This window comes from Rickettsia finnyi (assembly GCF_049668125.1).
In the GTDB taxonomy this organism is placed as follows: domain Bacteria; phylum Pseudomonadota; class Alphaproteobacteria; order Rickettsiales; family Rickettsiaceae; genus Rickettsia; species Rickettsia kotlanii.
Map to the genome: position 1 here is coordinate 1,220,948 of NZ_CP187160.1, position 19,143 is coordinate 1,240,090.

Here is a 19,143-nt window from a genome sequence, read left to right on the forward strand (position 1 = left end):
AGCTATAACTTAATAATCATATTACTTAAAAAAATATTTACAAGGAAGATTACATAATTTATATACTCCTACAAAATGAAGAACTGTTATACGAAGACCAACTTGGGGAAGAGTAATCGGTCTGTAAGCCGAGGAGCGGAGCGTATATTAAACGTTCAGCATCCGAGGACTTACAAAGACATTGTCACCAATGTTCCAAATTCATTGAATATAATCCATTATAAATTTTAAATTATTAATATATGAATAATTCATTAAGTAAAAGAGATTTTTCGATCCTAATCGGTAATGCAATGGATCATTTCGATACTGCACTTTATGGGTTTCTTGCTCCGCTACTTGCTGGTATTTTTTTTCCGAATCATGATAAAGTCGTTGCTTTAATACTTACCTATAGTGTTCTTGCTGCGTCTTTATTTACACGTCCCATAGGCTCTTATTTGTTTGGCGTAATTGCTAAAAAATACGGCAGTGTTTTTGCTTTATCTCACTCTTTAATCGGCGTTGCTTTAACAACTAGCCTAATCGGTTTAATACCTTCATATGCTCAAATAGGCTGGCTTGCACCGCTATTATTAGTGTTGCTTAGAACGTTGCAAGGAGTATATTCCGAGGGTGAATGTGCCATTGCTAAATTATTTATTGTAGAGAATAAAGAAGAAAAAAAAGCGTTTAAAGCTTCTTACCTTTATCAAACATCTACTATGGTCGGTATTATTCTTGCTTCATTTCTCAGTACTATAGTTTTAAATGTAGAGTATAATACATATTGGCGTTTATGTTTCATATTTGGTGGGCTTACAGCATTGATAGGTTATTTTTTAAGAAAGTGCGAGGATATTGTAGTAAAGCCCTCATTGTCATCCCACAGTATGACACCTGGGTCCTCTCCTCGCAATGACGTAGTATCATCACTATTACAAGACTTAACTACAATTTGGAACTGTAAACTAAGTATCTTACGCATTAGTTTTGTCATAGGTTTCTCATATATGACTTATATAGTGCCTTTCGTCTTTATGAATAGTTTTATTCCGCTTATCACTGATATATCACTCGAAATAATGATGAAATTTGATACTGAGTTGCTGATTTTTGATATGATTATGATTCCGATAATAGGGCATCTAACAAAAAAGCTACATTACCTTAAAATACTAAACGGTACTCTTATTTTAATGAGTTTAAGCATAATTCCTTTATGGCTCTACTTGAATAATGCATCTATATGGTATGTTAATTTTGTACGTATTTGGATTATAATACTCGGTGTCGGATTCTTGGCACCTTTGAACTGCTGGCTAAATGATGTATTTAAAACTGCCGATAAATATATGTTAGTCGGTATCGGCAGTAGTATAGGTGCTTCATTAATCGGACGTCTTACTCCGTCAATCTGCCTAATGCTATGGTATGTAACCGGCAACTCTTTATCAATTGCGGTTTATATAACCGCAATATCGATGGTAACTTTATTGGCTGTTAGAGGAGTTGTTGCACAGGGCAATGTCATTCCTACGAAAACAGGAATCCAGTAAAACATATAAAAATTAAATTCTTATATGTTTTTTACTAGAAATGTAATACTTACAGCAATATTAATGTTATTTTTATGGATTCCTGCTTTTGCAGGGATGACATCAAGGACATTATCTAATCCCTAACAAGACTGTTATTAGGAAAAGAATTTAATAAAACACCATACTCAAAACTAATCCGATATAATTATTAGCTCTGAATCTTGTCATACAATTGGCAGGATTTTCAATATCAAGAGTTGCTACTTGCAATATCAGTAAAATTAAAGCAGCTAAAATAGGTAAATAGTCGATATTATGGTTAGCCATTTTTGTTGCTAGAATAAATAACAATATAAAACCTATATAACATATATAAAGCCAAAACTTAGAATGCTTGTTCTCTAAATATATACTTAACGATTTCACTCCTATTTTCTTATCATCTTTTATATCCATATATCCGTAAATCGTATCATAACCGATGGCCCAAAAACAGCATGCTAAATACATAATAATCGCTGCTATATCAAGTGTATCCTGAACTGCCGCATAAGCTATTAAGGCCCCTAGCTTAAAGGTAAATCCCAAAAAGATTTGCGGGAAATAAGTAATACGTTTCATTAACGGGTATAGGCTAATCATTATTACCGCAAAAAAACCTGTATATATGGCTGTTTTGTTTAAAAGTAGCAAAATACAAAGTGAGATAACGCTAAGAATAAAGAGTATCAAAATAGCATAAGAAACAGATAAAGCCTTGCTAGCTAAAGGTCGCTCTTTAGTCCTTGCGACATGCTTATCAAATTTTCTATCAAATATATCGTTAATAATACACCCGCTACTTCTAGCTGTTATACTACCTAAAATAAATAACGGTAATAAATGTATTAACTCCGTTCTTGAAGGGTTTGCAAGCAGTAACCCAAATAAAGCAGGGAAAAAAACCAGAAAATAAGCTACCAGCTTATCTGCACGCATTAATTTTAAAGTAAGTAAAAGTTTGTCTAGAATTAGCATATTGAACTTTAAATTTAAATAAATATGGATATTATAGATAATTTAAAATAAAATACGCCACGAAATAAAGCTACTAGATTTTTATGGCTAAAAAATTAAAACATGATTCATTAGTAAAAATCATAATGAACAACCCAGTAGCAGCACAAGAATTTTTGGAATATTATCTACCCGATGATTTTAAGAGTTTAGTAGGTTTATCAAAAATAACGGTAGAACAGGAAAGCTACATTGAGGAATCTTTAAATAAGAAATATAGTAATATAACATATAAAATTAGCACCAATAATAAAGAAGAAGCATTTGTTTATTAGTAGAGGCCCAATCAACAATTGATTATTGGACGGCTTTGCGGTTATGGAAATATACACTATTATGTGAAAGACATAAGCAAAGAAAGGATAAATTGCCGCTAGTTTATAATTTAGTTATTTACAACGGTAAAGAAATTTATAATGCTCCAAGAAATCTGTGGAGTTTATTTACCGATAGTGTGTCAAGAAAAAACATTTAGGTATGCTAGAATATATGATGCAGCATATCCATATACAGGATATGATAAAACTATGGGAGAAGTTTTTAACAGAGTTTAAGCATATTATAATATTGGATAAAGAAAAAGGTTATATTTACCTAAGATCGTTCTTATGGTATACTAACGCAAAATTATTAAAACAAAAACAACCGGAATTAGTAGAAGTATTGGATACACATCTATTACCGCAAGATAAGGATACTATTATAAAAACTATCGCTGATACATATAGAGATGAAGGAAAGGTGCAGGGTATTGAGATAGGCAAAGCTGAGGGCGAACATAATAAGGCAGTAATTGCGAAGGAAATATTCAGTCAGGACTTTAAAATTCCTGTTATTGCCAAAATGACAGGTCTTCAAGAAACTTTTGTTCGCTCAATTGTAAATAAGTAATTAATCATGCAAGCACCACTTGCACAAATCCTAAATATCCATATCCTTCCAAAGAAAAGCATCTATTGTCATAATCACATATAACCTTTATAATAATATTCTTGAATCAACTACAAAATCTATGAAAGAATTTCCAAAAAATTATAATTTTACTGAAAAGGAAAAAAAGTGGCAGCAAATTTGGCAAGAGAAACAAATTTATGCTTATAATCCAAACGTTACAAAAGAAGAAACCTATGTAATCGATACTCCGCCTCCGACAATTTCAGGGCAGTTACATATCGGTCATGTTTATAGCTATACGCAAACCGACTTTATTGTACGTTTTCAGCGTATGATGGGTAAAAATATCTTTTATCCTATGGGTTTTGACGATAACGGGCTACCGACCGAGAGACTTGTTGAAAAGCAGAAACAGATCAAAGCTTATAATATGGATCGATCTGAATTTATAAAAATTTGCGAAGAGGTAGTAGAAAGTGAAGAAGAAAAGTTTAGAAGTCTATTTAACCAAATAGCTTTATCGGTTGATTGGAGTTTAGAGTACCAAACTATTAGTCCGTTATCACGAAAAATATCACAAATGTCTTTTCTTGATTTAGTACAAAAAGAGGAAATTTATCGTGCTAATCAACCGATTTTATGGGATCCGGTAGATGGTACAGCTCTTGCCCAAGCCGATATTGAGGATAAGGAAAAAACCTCTTTCATGAATTATATTACGTTTAAAACCGAGCAAGGAGACCCGCTTACTATAGCCACTACCAGACCTGAGTTATTACCGGCTTGCGTAGCCGTATTTTATCACCCTGACGATGGACGCTATAAGCATCTAGCAGGTAAATCAGCTATAACCCCACTTTTTAATGAGCGAGTTCCACTGCTTGCTGACCCTTTAGTACAACAAGATAAAGGTACGGGGCTGGTAATGTGCTGTACGTTTGGTGATCAAACGGATATTACTTGGTGGAAGACGCATAATCTACCGTTAAAAACTATTATCACTAAAAAAGGTACAATAGACTTCCAACATGAAACTTCTATAGATGGATTGAAAATTAAAGAAGCTCGAACAAAAATAATAGATATTTTAAAAGAACAAGAGTTGCTTATTAAACAAGAAGACATCACTCATACCGTTAAATGTGCCGAGAGGTCAGGTGCTCCTCTTGAGATACTAACTGTACCACAATGGTTCGTTAAAACTATATCACATAAAGAAGAATTGCTTAAAAGAGCGAATGAGTTAAATTGGCATCCTAAAAATATGAAGATTCGTTTAGAGAATTGGATTAATGCCATTAGTTGGGATTGGTGTATAAGTAGGCAGCGTTATTTTGGTGTGCCTTTCCCTGTTTGGTACTCTAAAAGAGTAGGTGAGGAAGGAAAAATCTTATATGCCGATGTTACGCAGCTGCCTATCGACCCATTAAAAGATTTACCTATGGGTTATAGTAAAGAGGAAGTAGAACCTGATTATGACGTAATGGATACTTGGGCAACAAGTTCCGTTTCGCCTCAACTTTCTACTCATGGGATTTCTGACGATTCCGCTGTTAATAAAGATAGGCACGATAAATTATTTCCGATGGATTTAAGACCTCAAGCACATGAAATTATCAGAACTTGGGCGTTCTATACTATTTTAAAAGCTCATTTACACCAAAATACTTTGCCGTGGAAAAACATCATGGTAAGCGGTTGGTGTTTAGCTGAAGATCGAAGTAAAATGTCAAAATCTAAGGGCAATGTTTTAGTTCCTGAAAAACTGCTAGAACAATATGGTTCCGACGCGATACGTTATTGGTCGGCAAATTCAAAGCTAGGTGCTGATACCGCCTATTCTGAAGACGTTATGAAAAACGGCAAAAGGCTTGTTAACAAGCTATGGAATGCCGCTAAATTTGTTTTTATACATTTTGATAAACTGAAAGGTGAAGATAAAAAAGCGAGTTTACTCGATATTAAAGAAAAAATCACTAACGAGTTTGATAAATGGATGGTTAATAAGCTAGTGGAATTAGTTAAGCTAGCTACAAATGAGTTACAAAACTACGAATATGCAAATGCTATGCATCTGACGGAAAAATTCTTTTGGGTGGTATTTTGTGATAATTATTTAGAAATAAGCAAAACAAGAAGCTATGATGAGGACAACAAAAATCCACAAGGACAATATAGTAGCATATTAACTTTATATCATGTTATGCAAACGTTACTGAAACTATTTGCACCTTTCATGCCGCATATTACCGAAGAATTATACCAAATATTATATAGTGAAAATTCTATTCATGTTAAAGGTAGCTGGGTTAATTATAGTGACTTAAATTATGAAATCGATGCAAAAGGAGCAGAAGGGCTGCTTGAAATACTAGATATCGTCAGAAAATTCAAAGCTGAGAAGAATCTATCTATAAAAGCCCCAATAAAATTGCTTGAAGTTAGCGGCATAGTATTATCTGCAGAATTAGCAGAAGATTTAAAAAACGTCACATCGGCAGAAGAAATACAATTTGAGACGCAAGATGATAAAATTAAAGTCAATATTATTCTTTAAAAATATTATAGGTTTAATATTAATTATATTTGCCGGAATATTTTTTAGGCTTTTTATATCATCAATGTCATTATCAAAATTTTTAGCTATTTCAGATACCGATAACACGGATGCACAGTTAAACTTATATAACGTCCCATTAGGCTATCGCCGCCTTTTTTATATATATTTAATTTGGCACTAACTGTTATAATAAATTCAATATTTTCTCCGAATTTATCATAAAATCCTTTTACAAGATTTTTCCAATCTTTATATTTGTGAATTTCATCTAATATTAAGCACGGTTTCTTATCGGATATAGTAGAAAGTAGATTTTTAAAAAGTTTGGTGTGTTTGTTTAAGATTTTATTTCTATCTTCTAGATAATCCCAATTTAGATAAATTGAATTAGGATTAGGCTTAATTAGTAGTTTTTCCTACTTGCCTTGCTCCGCTTATAAATACAAGCTTACCGTAATTTGTTAGACTTGCTTTTTATATAACCTATCCATTATAATATTTCTATAAGTTTATAAAAATATTATAGGCTAATATCGAAATAGTCTTACTTGTAGTATTGAAATTGAGCATTGCCTAGAAAAAGTTGTTTTATAGTTTAGCCTGCTGATGTCATTCCCACGCAAGCGGGAATGCTTTGTTGCATGTACCAGTTTCCTAATTGTCATCCCGCGACTTGATCGCGGGATCCAGTTTAAAACATTAAAATTTTAGTATTTTAAGTTATTTTTTTGGATATCGTCAAACCATGACATAACACCAAACGGGTTTTTCGGTCCACACAACAAGACCTGCGCAGGCATGACATAAAACGAGCCATGCAACAACACCTGTAGTAACTCGCAATGACTATATCAACCTTTTCTAGGCCATGCCAAAATAATTAGTGCAAATTATGCGGTACTTTAGTATTATTTAACATTAAACTTTGCTTCATTCTATGCCTTATTTATTACCAACTATTATAACTACGCTACTTATTTTATTAGCGCTAATAATTTGGTTTTATGTAAAAACTCAAACCTTAAGGGCACAGCTACAATTTTTATCAGAGCAGAATCTAGAAATTAGCAATAACAACCAATTATTAAATCAAGAAAAGATAGGATATTTACAGACAATTGAGCAATTGAAGTGTAAAATAGAATATCAAGAACAGACTATTAAGGATTCAGAAAAAATAAGAGAAGAGTCATTTTCATCGGCTAAAGCTGCGTTATTTGATTTAGGTCAAGATTTGTCTAAGCAATTAATAGCGATACATAAAATGGAAAACACGGCGGCAAGAGAGCTAGCCGAGAAAAATATCGCTACTGCTTCAGGAAAATTTAATAGTGAGTTTGAGCGGTTAATTACGATGGTGGGAGCATTAAATAAAGATATAGAGCAATCAAAAGGTACGGTTGATTTGATAAAACAGTCTCTGCTTTCTCCGATCGGGGCGGGGCTACTTGCTGAGATTACCCTTGAGAATATCTTAAAATCTTCAGGCTTACGTCCTAATTTAGATTTCATTATGCAATACGGTCTAATTACACCAGATAGCGGAAAGCTAAGACCTGATGCGCTCATTTTTCTTCCTTCCGGTAATTTAATGGTTATTGATTCTAAAGCTTCAAAGTTTCTTGTAGATGAGCAAGATAATAACATGAGTCTTAATAAAACTATGAATTACCATTTAAAATCTTTGGCGAATAAAGACTATGCTGCAAATATTTTAACTAATCTAAACAAAAAGGATCAGAGCTTTAACAATGTTATTACTTTAATGTTTTTGCCGACTGAACAAGCGGTTGAGAAAGTTATTGCAGCCGACCCTGAATTTTTACAAAAAGCTTGGGGTTGTCATATCTTTCCGGTAGGACCTAGCGGACTTATGAATATGCTATCATTTGCAAAATTTCAAATTACCGATCATCGCCGCTCAGAAAATTATAAGGTAATCATTGAAGAAGTGAGAAAGCTATTAAGCTCCATCGGTACTATGGCAGATTATTCTCAAAAGATCGGTAATAACCTGCATAATATGGTTACTAATTACGATAAATTTGCCGCCTCGTTTAATCGTAATTTTATGTCAAGAGTAAAGAATATTCAAAAACTCGGTATTGATTCAGGGAATAAAGCCATGCCGGCTACCTTAGAGCGTTATCAAATCGTTTCTTCTAAATCTGAGATTATCGAAGTAGAAGCAGCAAATCCACCACAAATAGCAGAAAAATTATAAACAAATTTTTCTTGTAATAGGTAATTTAAATGTTAAAAAAAACTTTCCATAATTTGTATAGCCATATTGTTACTTGCTATACTAAATGACGATTTCCGTAATAAATTTTTAACAATACTTAAGCATTTACCTACCGACTGGGATTTAATTTATTTGTCTTTGTCACATTCTAAAAACAAAATATTTTATAATATTTACAATAATCCGTATTTAAGAAGATAGGTCATGGTGGTTACTTTAATACAACTACAGGCTATTTGATACACTTAAAAGCTGCTCAAAAACTTCTTGAATATAGCAAAAATTTTACTTTACAGTGCAGTCCTATGTCACCTCACCTTTTTTAATACATGCAACACTTAATTCTGAAGATTCAATTATATTTAAAATGGACAGAGCACATTAAATAACATAAATTTTACAGCCTTAATCTAGGTTTTGTGTAAAAAGATTTAATTTTGGCTATTTTTTGCTGCAAAATAGCAAATCAATTAGCAGTGTCCACAAAACCTAAACATGGTACTTCTTCTGTAGGATCAATATCAATACCTGTATCATCGTTTGTGCCTGAGGCGACCTTATTAAGCCAAGTAAGGGTAATAGCGGTTTGCTCGGCAATATTCTTGCCTGCACTAATAATTGCCTTACCGACATTGAAATCCGATATAGCAGTTGTTAAAACATCTATTAAAGTTGCAAAACTTAAGAATTTTAAATCTTTAATAGACTCAAACAGTATTAAAGGTACTATCACTACGGTCAATCTTGCTGCATCATTATAGTAAAACTTTTGAAAAAACATATCATTAGTTAATTTTTCGCTGGTGATATTTTCTATAACTTTATTGCCATAATATGTTGATACTAATAAAGAAGCAAGACGCTGAATTTAACAGAAGTTGATGCATAAAACATTGGATCTTCATAAAATTCTAATGCTGGATTACAAAAATAAAAACAGATATAATCCAAAATCAGTGTGGCTATTGCCGAACACATAACAGTATTCTTCCATCCATGATAGATACTAATATCTGATTCAATATTGTTAAAATCTATATCTTGATTGGTAAGTTTATTATATATTGCCTGAAGTTTTATTTGCGTATTCCTATCTGTTTTGGAATGTTTATATAGTAACTGAAAATATGGTTTAATTTCTTCAGCTGTACATTTCTTATGCTCAATTAAAGCCGGTACAATTTTATCATGCAAAAATTTAATTAATTTATTTTGCATAAAATTTGTAACTTTACTTTCTACTACTCCTGCAACTGTATACCATCGTAAAGCCCGTATATACAATTATACGATTAATAGTATCATTATTTAATAAATCAATAGGCTGCAACCCTAAATTAGCAGCATATCTAAAACAAATCGCAGTTGTATTTACGGCATCATTAGCAAAGCTTGGAATGTGATCAAATAAAAATTTAACATCTTCAGCATTGTCATTGTTATTTTCTAATGCTTGAAACACATTATTATTCATCTCTTTAGTTTGTCTATTTGATAAGACCGTACCGGGAAAGATAATAAAATTTTTAGCATTGCAAGGCTAGTTGTCGGTAAAGCGCATAATTCATACCAAGGATCCTTTTCGTCGATTACTACAGAACGTAAAGCAATTACACCCACTATAAGAGAAACATAAGTAATTGCTATTTTACCTGAATTATTACTAACTAAAGCTGATTTTTCAGTTAACCAAGAAGCAATTTTGTGATCTTCATTATACTTATCACTAGCTTTTTCTATTCTAGTAAGACTTTGCTCTAATGAATTAAGATAATTTGCAAAATTTAAATGAGCTTTTTTTACTATATTAAACTCGTTTCATAAGAGGACGGTGCATTTAAAGTGTTTGTAAGTAATATTGCTTTAGCTATATAGCGATATAAAAAATACTCTCTCGTCAGAGAATATGCCATAGCATCGATTTCTTTGGCTGATTTAATCAAGTATTCAGATTGAAATTATTTTTTAAAAACACTTGGACTTTAGTAACTAGGGTAACTACACTCTAATGAATTTATATCCCCTATATCATCTAGCATAGCATCAATGATATTCTTGTTTTCTACTCCTATTAACTTCTGTAGCTTTATACATAAAAAATGATCTCGATTATTTAGCTCTTCAAAACAATTGCTCCATTGAGAATGATCAACATTATTATCTTGATACTTTCCGGTAGCAGCTACTTTACTTAACATTGTTTCTAAATATTGAGTATAAATCAAACTTTGATCTAGTGTCGGTAGATCTTTAAAATTTCTATCACAGAACCATATTTCCCATAGCTCACCTAAATTAAAACTAGCAAGTACTGTAGCAGTTTTCCATAATCTTACGCCTAAATTTGATATATCATTATAATATTGTATTATTACTTCTAATTTATTACTCATAATTTTAATTAAATAAATATTAAAAAATATAAACATCTCTTAATATTCAAATCTTTTATATATAATCATTTATAATCTTTAATTATTTTATTATGAGATAATATTAAAGTCACACACGAGCAACCCCAGTTTATGATAAGAAAGAAGAGGATTGGGTTATAAAAGTTTTTAACCAAAAAACAATAGTTGTGGACATAACATATCCTTTTTTATCTTCTATTTACAACAGGATCTGATTAATGATATAAAAAATGTCAGTACCTGAATCGTTTATATTATAATGAGAATATTAGTAACAGGAGCTAACGGCTTTATTGGATCATATATTACAGCTATAATTATTAAAGAATAATTATAAAGTAATATGCTGTGTTAGAGATGTTGAATCGACCAGGAAAAATTCCCTACTGCAGAAGTGATATACTGTGATTTTAATATAGACCTAACACCACAAAGCTGGATAAATAGATTAAACAACATAGATATAGTTATTAATGTATCAGGTGTATTAACATCTAGTCATGCTAATAATATTGACAATGTTCATGTCAATGGTCCAAAGGCTCTATTTAAGGCTTGCACCCTTACTAACGTACAAAGAATTATTCATATTTCAGCTCTTGGAATAGATGATGAAAAAAACACTGCTTATGCTTTAACTAAAAAAGCAGCTGAAGAATATTTACAAAAATTAGAAAATATAGACTGGATAATTTTACAACCGTCTTTTGTTTACGCAAGCGGTTGTTATGGTGGTACCTCGCTATTTAGGGCTCTTGTAACATTACCATATTTTATTCCTTTAATAGGTGATGGGTTACAACAATTTCAACCTATTCATATTGACGATTTAACGAAAGTAATTATTCACTGTATAGAAAGGGAAGGAAAAATCCACACATTATTAAAAATAGTTGGACCAGACATCGTGACCATGAAGGATATTTTGCTTAAATTTAGAAGATGACTTAGAGTCAATCCTAGAAAACTAATAAAAATTCCTTTAATATTCATTAAAATAGCAGCTAAATTAGGGGATTGTCTAAAAATAGGACCCATTAATTCTACTGCGTATAATATGTTACTTCAACCTAATATTGCTGATAAAAAAGATTTTATCGATTTTACTTCTATAATCCCTAGAAACTTGCGACAAGGTTTTGCAACTGAACCTTTAACCGTATAATCCATATGGCACTATGGCACGCACGCTAGGCTTTATTTTTTAAAACCTATAATAAAAATTGTCTTAGGACTATTTTGGATAATGACAAGAATTATTTCAAGCATTTTTGTTTATGATACTAGTATAGTATGCAAATGATAATATCACTAGGATTTGATAAACAAATAGCACCTTACATATTATATGGAAGCTGCTTTACAGATATTATTCTTGGAATTCTACTAATTATCAAAAATAAAATAAATAGGATATGTAGTTTACAAATTTTATTAATACTCGCTTATACTCTACTATTAACATATCTTAAGCCAATATTGTGGCTAGATCTGCTTGGGCCGATATTTAAAAATATTCCAATAATATTACTTAACTTTAGTATTCATGACAATAGAACGAGATAAATAATGGATTATCTTTTTATAAAAACTATTCATATTATTAGCTCTACCATTTTATTTGGTACTGGAATTGGTACTGTTTTTTATGTGGTGAGCAAATAAAACCGGTGATTTGAATGCAACGGCATATGCAGCTCGCACTACAATTATAGCTGATCTTCTTTTTACTACTCCAACTGTGATAATTCAACCGGTTAGCGGCATAATATTAGTAAATATGCTTGCTATAATTATTCTGATTTATGTCTTATCTTAACTTATATCGGATACATAATCTCCGGTAGTTGTTGGTTTCCGGTGGTATGGATTCAAATTCAACTACGAAATATGGCACTTGAAGCATTAAAACAGCAAATTCCCCTACCAGAAAAATATTATAAATTATTTAAATTATGGTTCTACCTAGGCTGGCCGGCATTTATCAATTTGAGTATTATTTTTTTCTTCATGGTATTTAAACCGCTATAATACTAGTTTAGGATAAATGTTATACTAAATTAGTATTGTCCCGTGGTCAAGCCGGCGTTGTTGTGTGGATACCAAACCCATCATTGCGAGCAGTCGTAGGTCTTGTTGCAGGCTCGTTTATGTCATTCCCGCGTAGGCGGGACATATAAAAAACTTGTGTTGTATATGTTTACTTTATCACATGTGTAACTTCTTACATTAATATTAAAGTTATTTTTCTGGATTCCCGCTTGTGCGGGAATGACATAGAGAAGACATAATATTTACGCCGGTATATCTTCAATAATCGGTTGTTTTTTGTTTGATTTTGTAGAAATGAGAGAGGTCATTATCGGTTCGACTAAGCCGTTAACTACCTCTTTTGTAATAGTAACACGCTGTTTTTTTAGCTCGGCAACTTTATACATACTATCAAGCAAAAGATGCTCAAGTATTGCACGAAGTCCTCTTGCTCCCGTCTTTTTAGCTAGAGCTTTTTCGGCAATAGCTTCTAAGGCTGAATCATCAATTACAAGCTCAGCATCATCAAGCTCAAATTGTTTCTGATATTGCTTTACTATGGCGTTCTTAGGCTTAGTTAAAATTGTAATTAAAGCTTCTTTGTCTAACTCATCTAAAGTAGTAACGATGGGTAATCTACCGATAAATTCAGGAATTAAGCCGAATTTAGTTAAATCCTCAATCTCTAGGGATTTAAGAATCTCACTATTATTTTTCTCTTTATCTATATTTACGTTAGCTGCAAAGCCTATAGAACTATGATTAGTTCTTGAGGTTATAATGCTATCAATCCCCATAAAAGCACCACCGCAAATAAATAAGATATTTGAAGTATCTAACTGTACGAAATCTTGTTGTGGGTGTTTCCTACCACCTTGAGGAGGCACGGAAGCAACTGTTCCTTCCATAATTTTAAGTAATGCCTGCTGTACTCCTTCACCTGATACATCCCGTGTAATAGAAGGATTCTCCGATTTACGGGCAATTTTATCAACCTCGTCAATATAAATTATACCTTTTTGTGCTTTTGCTATATTAAACTCAGCTGCTATCAATAAACGTAGTAATATATTCTCAACATCTTCACCGACATACCCGGCTTCTGTTAAAGAAGTAGCATCCGCCATAGTAAAAGGTACGTCTAAAATTTTAGCAAGCGTTTGAGCAAGTAAAGTTTTTCCTGAACCGGTAGGACCGATCAGTAAGATATTCGACTTATTAAGCTCAACGTCATTATTGCCAGATTGTACATATTCAAGCCTCTTATAATGGTTATAAACCGCTACTGCTAAAATCTTTTTCGCTTGATCTTGCCCAACTACATAATCATTTAGAATTCCACATATTTTTTGTGGCGTTGGAATTGAAGAAGTAATTTGCTTTAAAGCAACTTTACTTTCTTCTTTCATAATATCTGTACATAAATCTATACATTCATCACAAATAAATACTGCAGGCCCTGCTATCAGTTTTTTTACTTCATGTTGTTTTTTACTACAAAACGAACAAATCAATGCTTTTTTATCAGCTTCTACTACCATTAACTTTCTTTTTTATGTTTATTTTAACAATTCTTACTATAGTACTCTTGCGTACATATAATAATCTTTATGCTCATTTGCAACTATTTCGTATTTTTTAAGAATTCCTTCTCTAGCAAAACCGCATCTCTCAAGAAGATTAATCGAACGAAAATTATCAGTAATTACTGTTGCTTGTATTCTTATAATACCAATATAATCAGCAAATTTTAAAATATTCTTTATAGATTTTAACATCATACCTTGACCCCAAAAATTAGGATCTAGATCATAACTTATTTCTGCTCTATGATGTTCTAGGTTTATTATATTAAAACCGGCAGTACCTATTAATTTATTATCGTCTTTAATGGCAATCCCCCAATAAAAACTGCTATGATTTTTATATAAACTAGACCAATAACGTATTTCCTCTCCGGCTTCTTTTACGTCTTTAGGCCTATTGCTATCAGTTATATAAATAGCCATTTCTGGCTTACTCATATAATTAAAATAATCTTGTGCATCCTCCGCGACTAACTCTCGTAAAACTATATCGTTTAAATCAAGCACAGGAAAAGGGGCATATAAATGTCCTCTATTTATCATATATACTAACTATTTTTCTTTATAATATAAATATTGCATATTCATATTATACAGAAGATTTTTAAATAATGAGTATACAAGGTGAGAAATGGTTTCCACCTTGTATACAAATTTACTTCATATTATTTTATTATTAATTTTACTTATGAGTATATATCTATAATTATACATACTTAATCGGGTCTTGTACATTATTCTTTTTAAAAGCATCAAGTCGTGCAATGCATGATAGACATTGACCACAAGATAAACCGTCTTCTGTTGGATCATAACATGATATTGTTTTACTATAATCTACTCCAAGCTCAAGCCCTTTTTTAATTATTTGCTCTTTGGTCATATTTATTAAAGGAGCATGAATAGTAATGTTTTCTCCATTTACTCCTACCCTAGTTGCTAAATTTGCCATTGCTTCAAAAGATTTTATATATTCAGGACGACAATCAGGATAGTTAGTATAATCATTAGTGTGTACCCCAATAAAAATATCTCTAGCTCCTATAACCTCAGCAACTCCTAGTGCGTAGCTTAAAAATATTGTATTACGTGCCGGTACATAAGTAACCGGTATGTCACTTGGTAATTGATCTGTGTTTTTAAATTTTGGTACATCTATATTATCATCAGTCAATGCAGAACCGATAAATGACTGCAAATCAATATTAATAACCCTATGTTGTTTTACATTATAATCTTTAATTAATCCTTGGATTTTTTGGACTTCCGGACTATTGCGTCTATGATAATTAAAACTTAGAGCATAAATGTCATAATCCATTTTGCTAACTATCTCAAGAACCGTAGTAGAATCAGGTCCACCGCTTAATAAAATAACTGCTTTTTTTTTCATTGTTTTACCGATAAAGTTAATTTTTGAGATACTAAAGCATTTAAACTAATTTTTGCTCTAAGTGCTTCAAGCACTAAAGCTCGATGCACACGTTTATCTACTCTAACATTAAACTGTCCGCTATACTCTTTCCTAGACGGAGCCAAGGGAATAGATTGATTATGACTTATATAACTTTCTTTCATTAAAGTCCAAGCTTGTTGTAATTCTTGCAGTGCTTTTTCAGGCGAATTGCCAAAAGCTGACACATTCGGTAGCTCTTCAAATCTTGCTAGCCAATCTCCATCCGTATCTTTAAAAAGTTCTATAGTAAACCCGTCAAATGTATCATTTGTTTTCATCTTCATTTCCTTTTGCAAAGTTTAAAAATTGTCGAACTTGATATTCTTGTGCCATATTTCCAAAAGTGTGAATAGATAGCCTATTTCCTTTGGGCGAGTACCAAATCTGATGGCTACCTTTTTGCCTATCTTTAACCCAACCGCACTTAGTCATTAAAGTACGAATTAGAGAAACTTAATCCTTGAGGATTTTGTTTAGCTTTATTTATAAGTTTTATATACTGATTCATGTTGTAACTATATATAGTTATAATATATAAGTCAAATAATATATGTTAATACAACAAATATTCTTGACTAACTCCTTCTGATAATCTAAATTTACGTTGTTAATTTATGGCGGGTGTAGCTCAGTTGGTTAGAGCATCAGGTTGTGGTTCTGAGGGTCACGGGTTCGAATCCCGTCACTCGCCCCATATTTTGGAATTGTTGTGTGGTTACCAAATCATCATTACGAAGAACATTACAAAGTAATTGACGAAGCAATCCAGTAAAAAAATGCTAAAATTAATACTTTTTTATTATTTTTCTGGATTGCCACGTCGCTTCGCTCCTCGCAATGACGATTTGACATCCATGCAACAACGCCTACAGTCGCTCACAATGACATTTTTTTCTTATGGATATCAAACTTTTATATAGATTAGCTAAATATCTAAGGCTCTATAAAAAAGATTTGATCATCGTTATGATCTCTTTACTTAGCGTATCAGCTTCATTATTACTAATCGGTAGTATTTTTAGAAATTTAGTTGATAAAGGCTTGAGCAAAGACCATATTTTATCGGTTGATAAATCTATATTATATATTTGTTTATTAATTATCATCTTGAGTATTGCTAGTTTTTTTCGTTCATATTTTATCAATAATGTTGCTGAAAAGGTAGTTAATCAAATAAGAAAAGAAGCTTATAGTAATTTAATTAATTATGAAATTGAAGAGTTTGAAGAACTAAAAATCGGCGATATAATTTCACGCCTAACAAATGATATAGATCAAATATCTACTCTCATCGTTAATTTCTTATCTTTTTTTATTCGCAATTCGGTGATGCTAATTGGCGGCATTACATTAATGTTTTTTGAAAGCTTTAAACTCGCTTCTATAGTAATTATTACCATTCCTATCTTATTAATTCCTTTAATTAAATTCGGCAAGCATGTTAAGGTTTTATCTAAAAAAGCTCTAGAATCTAAGTCACTTTTAGCATCAGATATTGATGAAACTTTTAATAATATTAGAGCTATTTATGCTTTTAACCATCAAATAAACAAAATTGCCGATTTTGACATTAAATTACAAAACTATTTAATATACTGCAAAACCCGTTTAAAAATTCGTGCTTTATTCTTTGCGATTTCAATAGCCGTTATATTGCTTGCGATTACTTTAGTCGTTTGGATCGGAGCTTCAGATATAGTGAAAGGTCATTTATCTGCGGGACAAATTATCTCGTTTATTTATTATGCGATTATCGCCGGAGTTAGCTATGGCGGTATTGTTGAGCTACTAAGCGAAATGCATTTACCTGTTACAGCCCTTGAGAGAATAATTACAATTATAGATAAGACACCTATAGTACATAATAATTATTTAGCATTAAATAATTCCGATCCAATCTCGATAGAATTCAAAAATGTCAATTTTACCTATCATTCAAGACCTAATTTAAGGATTATTAATAATATGTCTTTGAAGATAAATGCCAATAAGTTTCTTGGTATTGTAGGTAGATCAGGTGCAGGGAAAAGTACTGTGATACAGTTACTGCTGCGTTTTTACCGACAAGAAAACGGCACTATCCTTATTAACAATCAAGATATAACTCTTTTAAATCCTGCTGAAATTCGTAAATTAATTGCCTATGTTCCTCAAGAGGCTAGCATTTTTTCCGGTACTATAAAATCAAATATTATATTCGGTAATAATGAAGCAAGCGACGACGAAATAAATGAGATAATAAAAATTACAGGAATAGAAGAATTTGCTGCTAAACTTCATGACGGTATAAATGCTAAAATCGGTGCAAGAGGGGTTAGATTATCAGGAGGACAGAAACAAAGAATAGCTATTGCTAGAGCATTACTACGCATGCCGCAAATTTTGCTTCTTGATGAGGCAATGAGTGCTTTAGATACGATGAGCGAACAAAAATTACTAGAGTCTATAAAAAAAATAATGAAAGGGAACATTATTATATCAATTGCCCATCGAATTAGTAGTATAGAATCAGCTGATTATATTTTAGTAATAGATAAAGGAGGAGTAGTCGCTGAAGGATCACATAATGATTTATCTAAAAACTCAGAAATTTATCAAAATATTTGCAGAGAGCAGTTAACAATATAAAGGGGTATGTCATTCCTGCGAAAGCAGGAATCCAGTCAACTTTAATGTTATACCACGACTTGAGCTTGGTATCTTAGGACATAATCTGTGACACAAGATCCCGTGGTCAAGCCACGGTATGATACTGAACGCTTTTTACTGGATTCACGCTTTCGCGGGAATGACAATAAAGTATATAATTGATATATTTGTTACAATAAAAGTTCCTTAGTATAAAAAATTTAAATGTTTAATATAATTTAGCTTGAAAGCTGCCGTGGCTTTGTTATAATCGTAATTATAAAACAAAAAAGGTTTACAAAATGAAAAATTTATTAAAGATTTTATTAATTCTAGCTTTCGCAAACTCAGTATTTGCTTCATCAATGCAAATGCCTGCCCCAGCTTCAGTTACAACAACCCAAATACAAGCTATGAGTACTGACGATCAACAAGCTTGGGTTGCTAGTTTAACAGCAGATCAGTATAATATGTTAAGTCCTGATGTCCAAAAGTGGGTAATGGAGAATACTACCGATACTCAAAAACAAGCTTTAGGAATTAATCAGTAATATTTTAATTAATTTTTAAAATTGATAGGGGACTGTTAACAAAATAATTTTAATTGATAATTAAAAAGAATTTTTAGTGAAAATTAATAAGATTTTTGAAGGAATAGTTAATCCTATTTCAAAAAAGCCTTATAATTTGCAGTAAAAATAAATTTAATTGGTTTTAAAATTTATTTTGTTAATAATCCCACATATTAGGAAT

Annotated in this window: 21 protein-coding genes, 1 tRNA gene and 2 pseudogenes; 13 read left to right on the top strand and 11 right to left on the bottom strand. The window is 31.8% G+C overall.

Annotated features, from left to right (window positions below):
- Positions 1–242 precede the first annotated feature (242 nt).
- Positions 243–1,538: an MFS transporter gene (locus ACPKKV_RS06880; RefSeq protein WP_392505504.1), complete on the top strand. Its 1,296-nt coding sequence runs from the start codon at positions 243–245 to the stop codon at positions 1,536–1,538.
- A 150-nt stretch (positions 1,539–1,688) separates the two neighbouring features.
- On the opposite strand, the gene ubiA is transcribed toward ACPKKV_RS06880, so the two are convergent.
- Positions 1,689–2,537 (bottom strand): 4-hydroxybenzoate octaprenyltransferase, encoded by an 849-nt coding sequence (ubiA, locus tag ACPKKV_RS06885; RefSeq protein WP_392505505.1) that lies wholly within the window; start codon positions 2,535–2,537, stop codon positions 1,689–1,691.
- A gap of 83 nt (positions 2,538–2,620) precedes the next feature.
- On the opposite strand from ubiA, the pseudogene ACPKKV_RS06890 reads away from it, so the two are divergent.
- The 3 genes and pseudogenes from ACPKKV_RS06890 to ACPKKV_RS06900 form a co-directional block, all read left to right on the top strand.
- Positions 2,621–3,467 (top strand): annotated as a pseudogene (locus ACPKKV_RS06890) (Rpn family recombination-promoting nuclease/putative transposase).
- Positions 3,468–3,588: 121 nt separating this feature from the next.
- Positions 3,589–6,027, top strand: a complete 2,439-nt coding sequence (locus ACPKKV_RS06895) for a valine--tRNA ligase (protein WP_392505506.1) — start codon at positions 3,589–3,591, stop codon at positions 6,025–6,027.
- A pseudogene (locus tag ACPKKV_RS06900) lies at positions 5,996–6,085 on the top strand (LicD family protein); the annotation flags it as partial. The gene ACPKKV_RS06895 and the pseudogene ACPKKV_RS06900, both read left to right, overlap by 32 nt.
- A 28-nt stretch (positions 6,086–6,113) precedes the next feature.
- On the opposite strand, the gene ACPKKV_RS06905 reads toward ACPKKV_RS06900, so the two are convergent.
- A complete protein-coding gene (locus ACPKKV_RS06905; RefSeq protein WP_392506889.1) occupies positions 6,114–6,434 on the bottom strand; it encodes an ATP-binding protein in 321 nt (106 codons plus the stop codon).
- A 533-nt stretch (positions 6,435–6,967) separates the two neighbouring features.
- Here ACPKKV_RS06905 and ACPKKV_RS06910 point away from each other — a divergent pair.
- The gene (locus tag ACPKKV_RS06910; RefSeq protein WP_392505507.1) at positions 6,968–8,254 is read left to right on the top strand and encodes a DNA recombination protein RmuC; all 1,287 of its coding nucleotides are present in this window, start codon (positions 6,968–6,970) and stop codon (positions 8,252–8,254) included.
- 487 nt (positions 8,255–8,741) lie between these two features.
- On the opposite strand, the gene ACPKKV_RS06915 is transcribed toward ACPKKV_RS06910, so the two are convergent.
- The 4 genes from ACPKKV_RS06915 to ACPKKV_RS06930 form a co-directional block, all read right to left on the bottom strand.
- Positions 8,742–9,056, bottom strand: a complete 315-nt coding sequence (locus tag ACPKKV_RS06915; protein WP_392505508.1) for a hypothetical protein — start codon at positions 9,054–9,056, stop codon at positions 8,742–8,744.
- A 62-nt stretch (positions 9,057–9,118) separates the two neighbouring features.
- Complete coding sequence (locus ACPKKV_RS06920; RefSeq protein ID WP_392505509.1) at positions 9,119–9,493, bottom strand: hypothetical protein; 375 nt, start codon at positions 9,491–9,493, stop codon at positions 9,119–9,121.
- Positions 9,494–9,506: 13 nt separating this feature from the next.
- Positions 9,507–9,737, bottom strand: coding sequence for a hypothetical protein (locus ACPKKV_RS06925; protein WP_424492218.1), 231 nt, complete (start codon positions 9,735–9,737; stop codon positions 9,507–9,509).
- A 520-nt stretch (positions 9,738–10,257) separates the two neighbouring features.
- Positions 10,258–10,668 carry a hypothetical protein gene (locus ACPKKV_RS06930; RefSeq protein WP_392505512.1) on the bottom strand — a complete coding sequence of 137 codons (411 nt, stop codon included), beginning with the start codon at positions 10,666–10,668 and terminating at the stop codon, positions 10,258–10,260.
- Between the two features lie 415 nt (positions 10,669–11,083).
- Here ACPKKV_RS06930 and ACPKKV_RS06935 point away from each other — a divergent pair, with 415 nt between their 5' ends.
- The 5 genes from ACPKKV_RS06935 to ACPKKV_RS06955 all read left to right on the top strand — a co-directional run bounded on the left by ACPKKV_RS06935 (position 11,084) and on the right by ACPKKV_RS06955 (position 12,720).
- Positions 11,084–11,635, top strand: coding sequence for an NAD(P)H-binding protein (locus ACPKKV_RS06935; protein ID WP_392505513.1), 552 nt, complete (start codon positions 11,084–11,086; stop codon positions 11,633–11,635).
- Positions 11,636–11,988: 353 nt separating this feature from the next.
- Positions 11,989–12,255 (top strand): DoxX-like family protein, encoded by a 267-nt coding sequence (locus ACPKKV_RS06940; protein WP_392505514.1) that lies wholly within the window; start codon positions 11,989–11,991, stop codon positions 12,253–12,255.
- Positions 12,256–12,258: 3 nt separating this feature from the next.
- Positions 12,259–12,354, top strand: a complete 96-nt coding sequence (locus ACPKKV_RS06945; RefSeq protein WP_392505515.1) for a DUF2269 family protein — start codon at positions 12,259–12,261, stop codon at positions 12,352–12,354.
- 10 nt (positions 12,355–12,364) lie between these two features.
- Positions 12,365–12,508, top strand: coding sequence for a DUF2269 family protein (locus ACPKKV_RS06950; protein ID WP_392505516.1), 144 nt, complete (start codon positions 12,365–12,367; stop codon positions 12,506–12,508).
- A gap of 41 nt (positions 12,509–12,549) precedes the next feature.
- Entirely contained in the window at positions 12,550–12,720 is a 171-nt protein-coding gene (locus ACPKKV_RS06955) for a DUF2269 family protein (protein ID WP_392505517.1), read from the top strand.
- A gap of 263 nt (positions 12,721–12,983) precedes the next feature.
- Here ACPKKV_RS06955 and clpX read toward each other — a convergent pair whose 3' ends face one another.
- From clpX to ACPKKV_RS06980, 5 genes are all read right to left on the bottom strand, one after another.
- Positions 12,984–14,261 (bottom strand): ATP-dependent Clp protease ATP-binding subunit ClpX, encoded by a 1,278-nt coding sequence (clpX, locus tag ACPKKV_RS06960; protein ID WP_392505519.1) that lies wholly within the window; start codon positions 14,259–14,261, stop codon positions 12,984–12,986.
- 36 nt (positions 14,262–14,297) lie between these two features.
- Positions 14,298–14,849, bottom strand: a complete 552-nt coding sequence (locus tag ACPKKV_RS06965; RefSeq protein WP_392505520.1) for a GNAT family N-acetyltransferase — start codon at positions 14,847–14,849, stop codon at positions 14,298–14,300.
- A 163-nt stretch (positions 14,850–15,012) separates the two neighbouring features.
- Positions 15,013–15,699, bottom strand: a complete 687-nt coding sequence (gene queC, locus ACPKKV_RS06970) for a 7-cyano-7-deazaguanine synthase QueC (protein WP_392505522.1) — start codon at positions 15,697–15,699, stop codon at positions 15,013–15,015.
- The gene (locus ACPKKV_RS06975; RefSeq protein WP_012151206.1) at positions 15,696–16,040 is read right to left on the bottom strand and encodes a type II toxin-antitoxin system HicB family antitoxin; all 345 of its coding nucleotides are present in this window, start codon (positions 16,038–16,040) and stop codon (positions 15,696–15,698) included. Before ACPKKV_RS06975 ends, queC begins: the two co-directional genes overlap by 4 nt.
- Positions 16,027–16,194 (bottom strand): type II toxin-antitoxin system HicA family toxin, encoded by a 168-nt coding sequence (locus ACPKKV_RS06980; protein ID WP_392505523.1) that lies wholly within the window; start codon positions 16,192–16,194, stop codon positions 16,027–16,029. The genes ACPKKV_RS06975 and ACPKKV_RS06980 overlap by 14 nt, the downstream gene beginning before the upstream one ends.
- 185 nt (positions 16,195–16,379) lie before the next feature.
- Between ACPKKV_RS06980 and ACPKKV_RS06985 the strand changes: the two genes are divergently transcribed.
- From ACPKKV_RS06985 to ACPKKV_RS06995, 3 genes are all read left to right on the top strand, one after another.
- A tRNA-His gene (locus ACPKKV_RS06985) sits at positions 16,380–16,456 on the top strand.
- 203 nt (positions 16,457–16,659) lie between these two features.
- Positions 16,660–18,390, top strand: coding sequence for an ABC transporter ATP-binding protein (locus ACPKKV_RS06990; protein WP_392505524.1), 1,731 nt, complete (start codon positions 16,660–16,662; stop codon positions 18,388–18,390).
- Between the two features lie 302 nt (positions 18,391–18,692).
- Positions 18,693–18,941, top strand: a complete 249-nt coding sequence (locus ACPKKV_RS06995) for a DUF2673 domain-containing protein (RefSeq protein WP_014014694.1) — start codon at positions 18,693–18,695, stop codon at positions 18,939–18,941.
- The last annotated feature ends 202 nt before the right edge of the window (positions 18,942–19,143 follow it).

Coding starts and splice junctions, on each gene's coding strand:
- ACPKKV_RS06930 (WP_392505512.1), bottom strand. CDS start 10,668: ATGAGTAATAAATTAGAAGTAATAATACAATATTATAATGATATATCA.
- clpX (WP_392505519.1), bottom strand. CDS start 14,261: ATGGTAGTAGAAGCTGATAAAAAAGCATTGATTTGTTCGTTTTGTAGT.
- ACPKKV_RS06940 (WP_392505514.1), top strand. CDS start 11,989: ATGATAATATCACTAGGATTTGATAAACAAATAGCACCTTACATATTA.
- ACPKKV_RS06945 (WP_392505515.1), top strand. CDS start 12,259: ATGGATTATCTTTTTATAAAAACTATTCATATTATTAGCTCTACCATT.
- ACPKKV_RS06880 (WP_392505504.1), top strand. CDS start 243: ATGAATAATTCATTAAGTAAAAGAGATTTTTCGATCCTAATCGGTAAT.
- ubiA (WP_392505505.1), bottom strand. CDS start 2,537: ATGCTAATTCTAGACAAACTTTTACTTACTTTAAAATTAATGCGTGCA.
- ACPKKV_RS06980 (WP_392505523.1), bottom strand. CDS start 16,194: ATGACTAAGTGCGGTTGGGTTAAAGATAGGCAAAAAGGTAGCCATCAG.
- ACPKKV_RS06910 (WP_392505507.1), top strand. CDS start 6,968: ATGCCTTATTTATTACCAACTATTATAACTACGCTACTTATTTTATTA.
- ACPKKV_RS06995 (WP_014014694.1), top strand. CDS start 18,693: ATGAAAAATTTATTAAAGATTTTATTAATTCTAGCTTTCGCAAACTCA.
- queC (WP_392505522.1), bottom strand. CDS start 15,699: ATGAAAAAAAAAGCAGTTATTTTATTAAGCGGTGGACCTGATTCTACT.
- ACPKKV_RS06920 (WP_392505509.1), bottom strand. CDS start 9,493: ATGCAAAATAAATTAATTAAATTTTTGCATGATAAAATTGTACCGGCT.
- ACPKKV_RS06895 (WP_392505506.1), top strand. CDS start 3,589: ATGAAAGAATTTCCAAAAAATTATAATTTTACTGAAAAGGAAAAAAAG.
- ACPKKV_RS06975 (WP_012151206.1), bottom strand. CDS start 16,040: ATGAAAACAAATGATACATTTGACGGGTTTACTATAGAACTTTTTAAA.
- ACPKKV_RS06965 (WP_392505520.1), bottom strand. CDS start 14,849: ATGATAAATAGAGGACATTTATATGCCCCTTTTCCTGTGCTTGATTTA.
- ACPKKV_RS06990 (WP_392505524.1), top strand. CDS start 16,660: ATGGATATCAAACTTTTATATAGATTAGCTAAATATCTAAGGCTCTAT.
- ACPKKV_RS06915 (WP_392505508.1), bottom strand. CDS start 9,056: ATGTTTTTTCAAAAGTTTTACTATAATGATGCAGCAAGATTGACCGTA.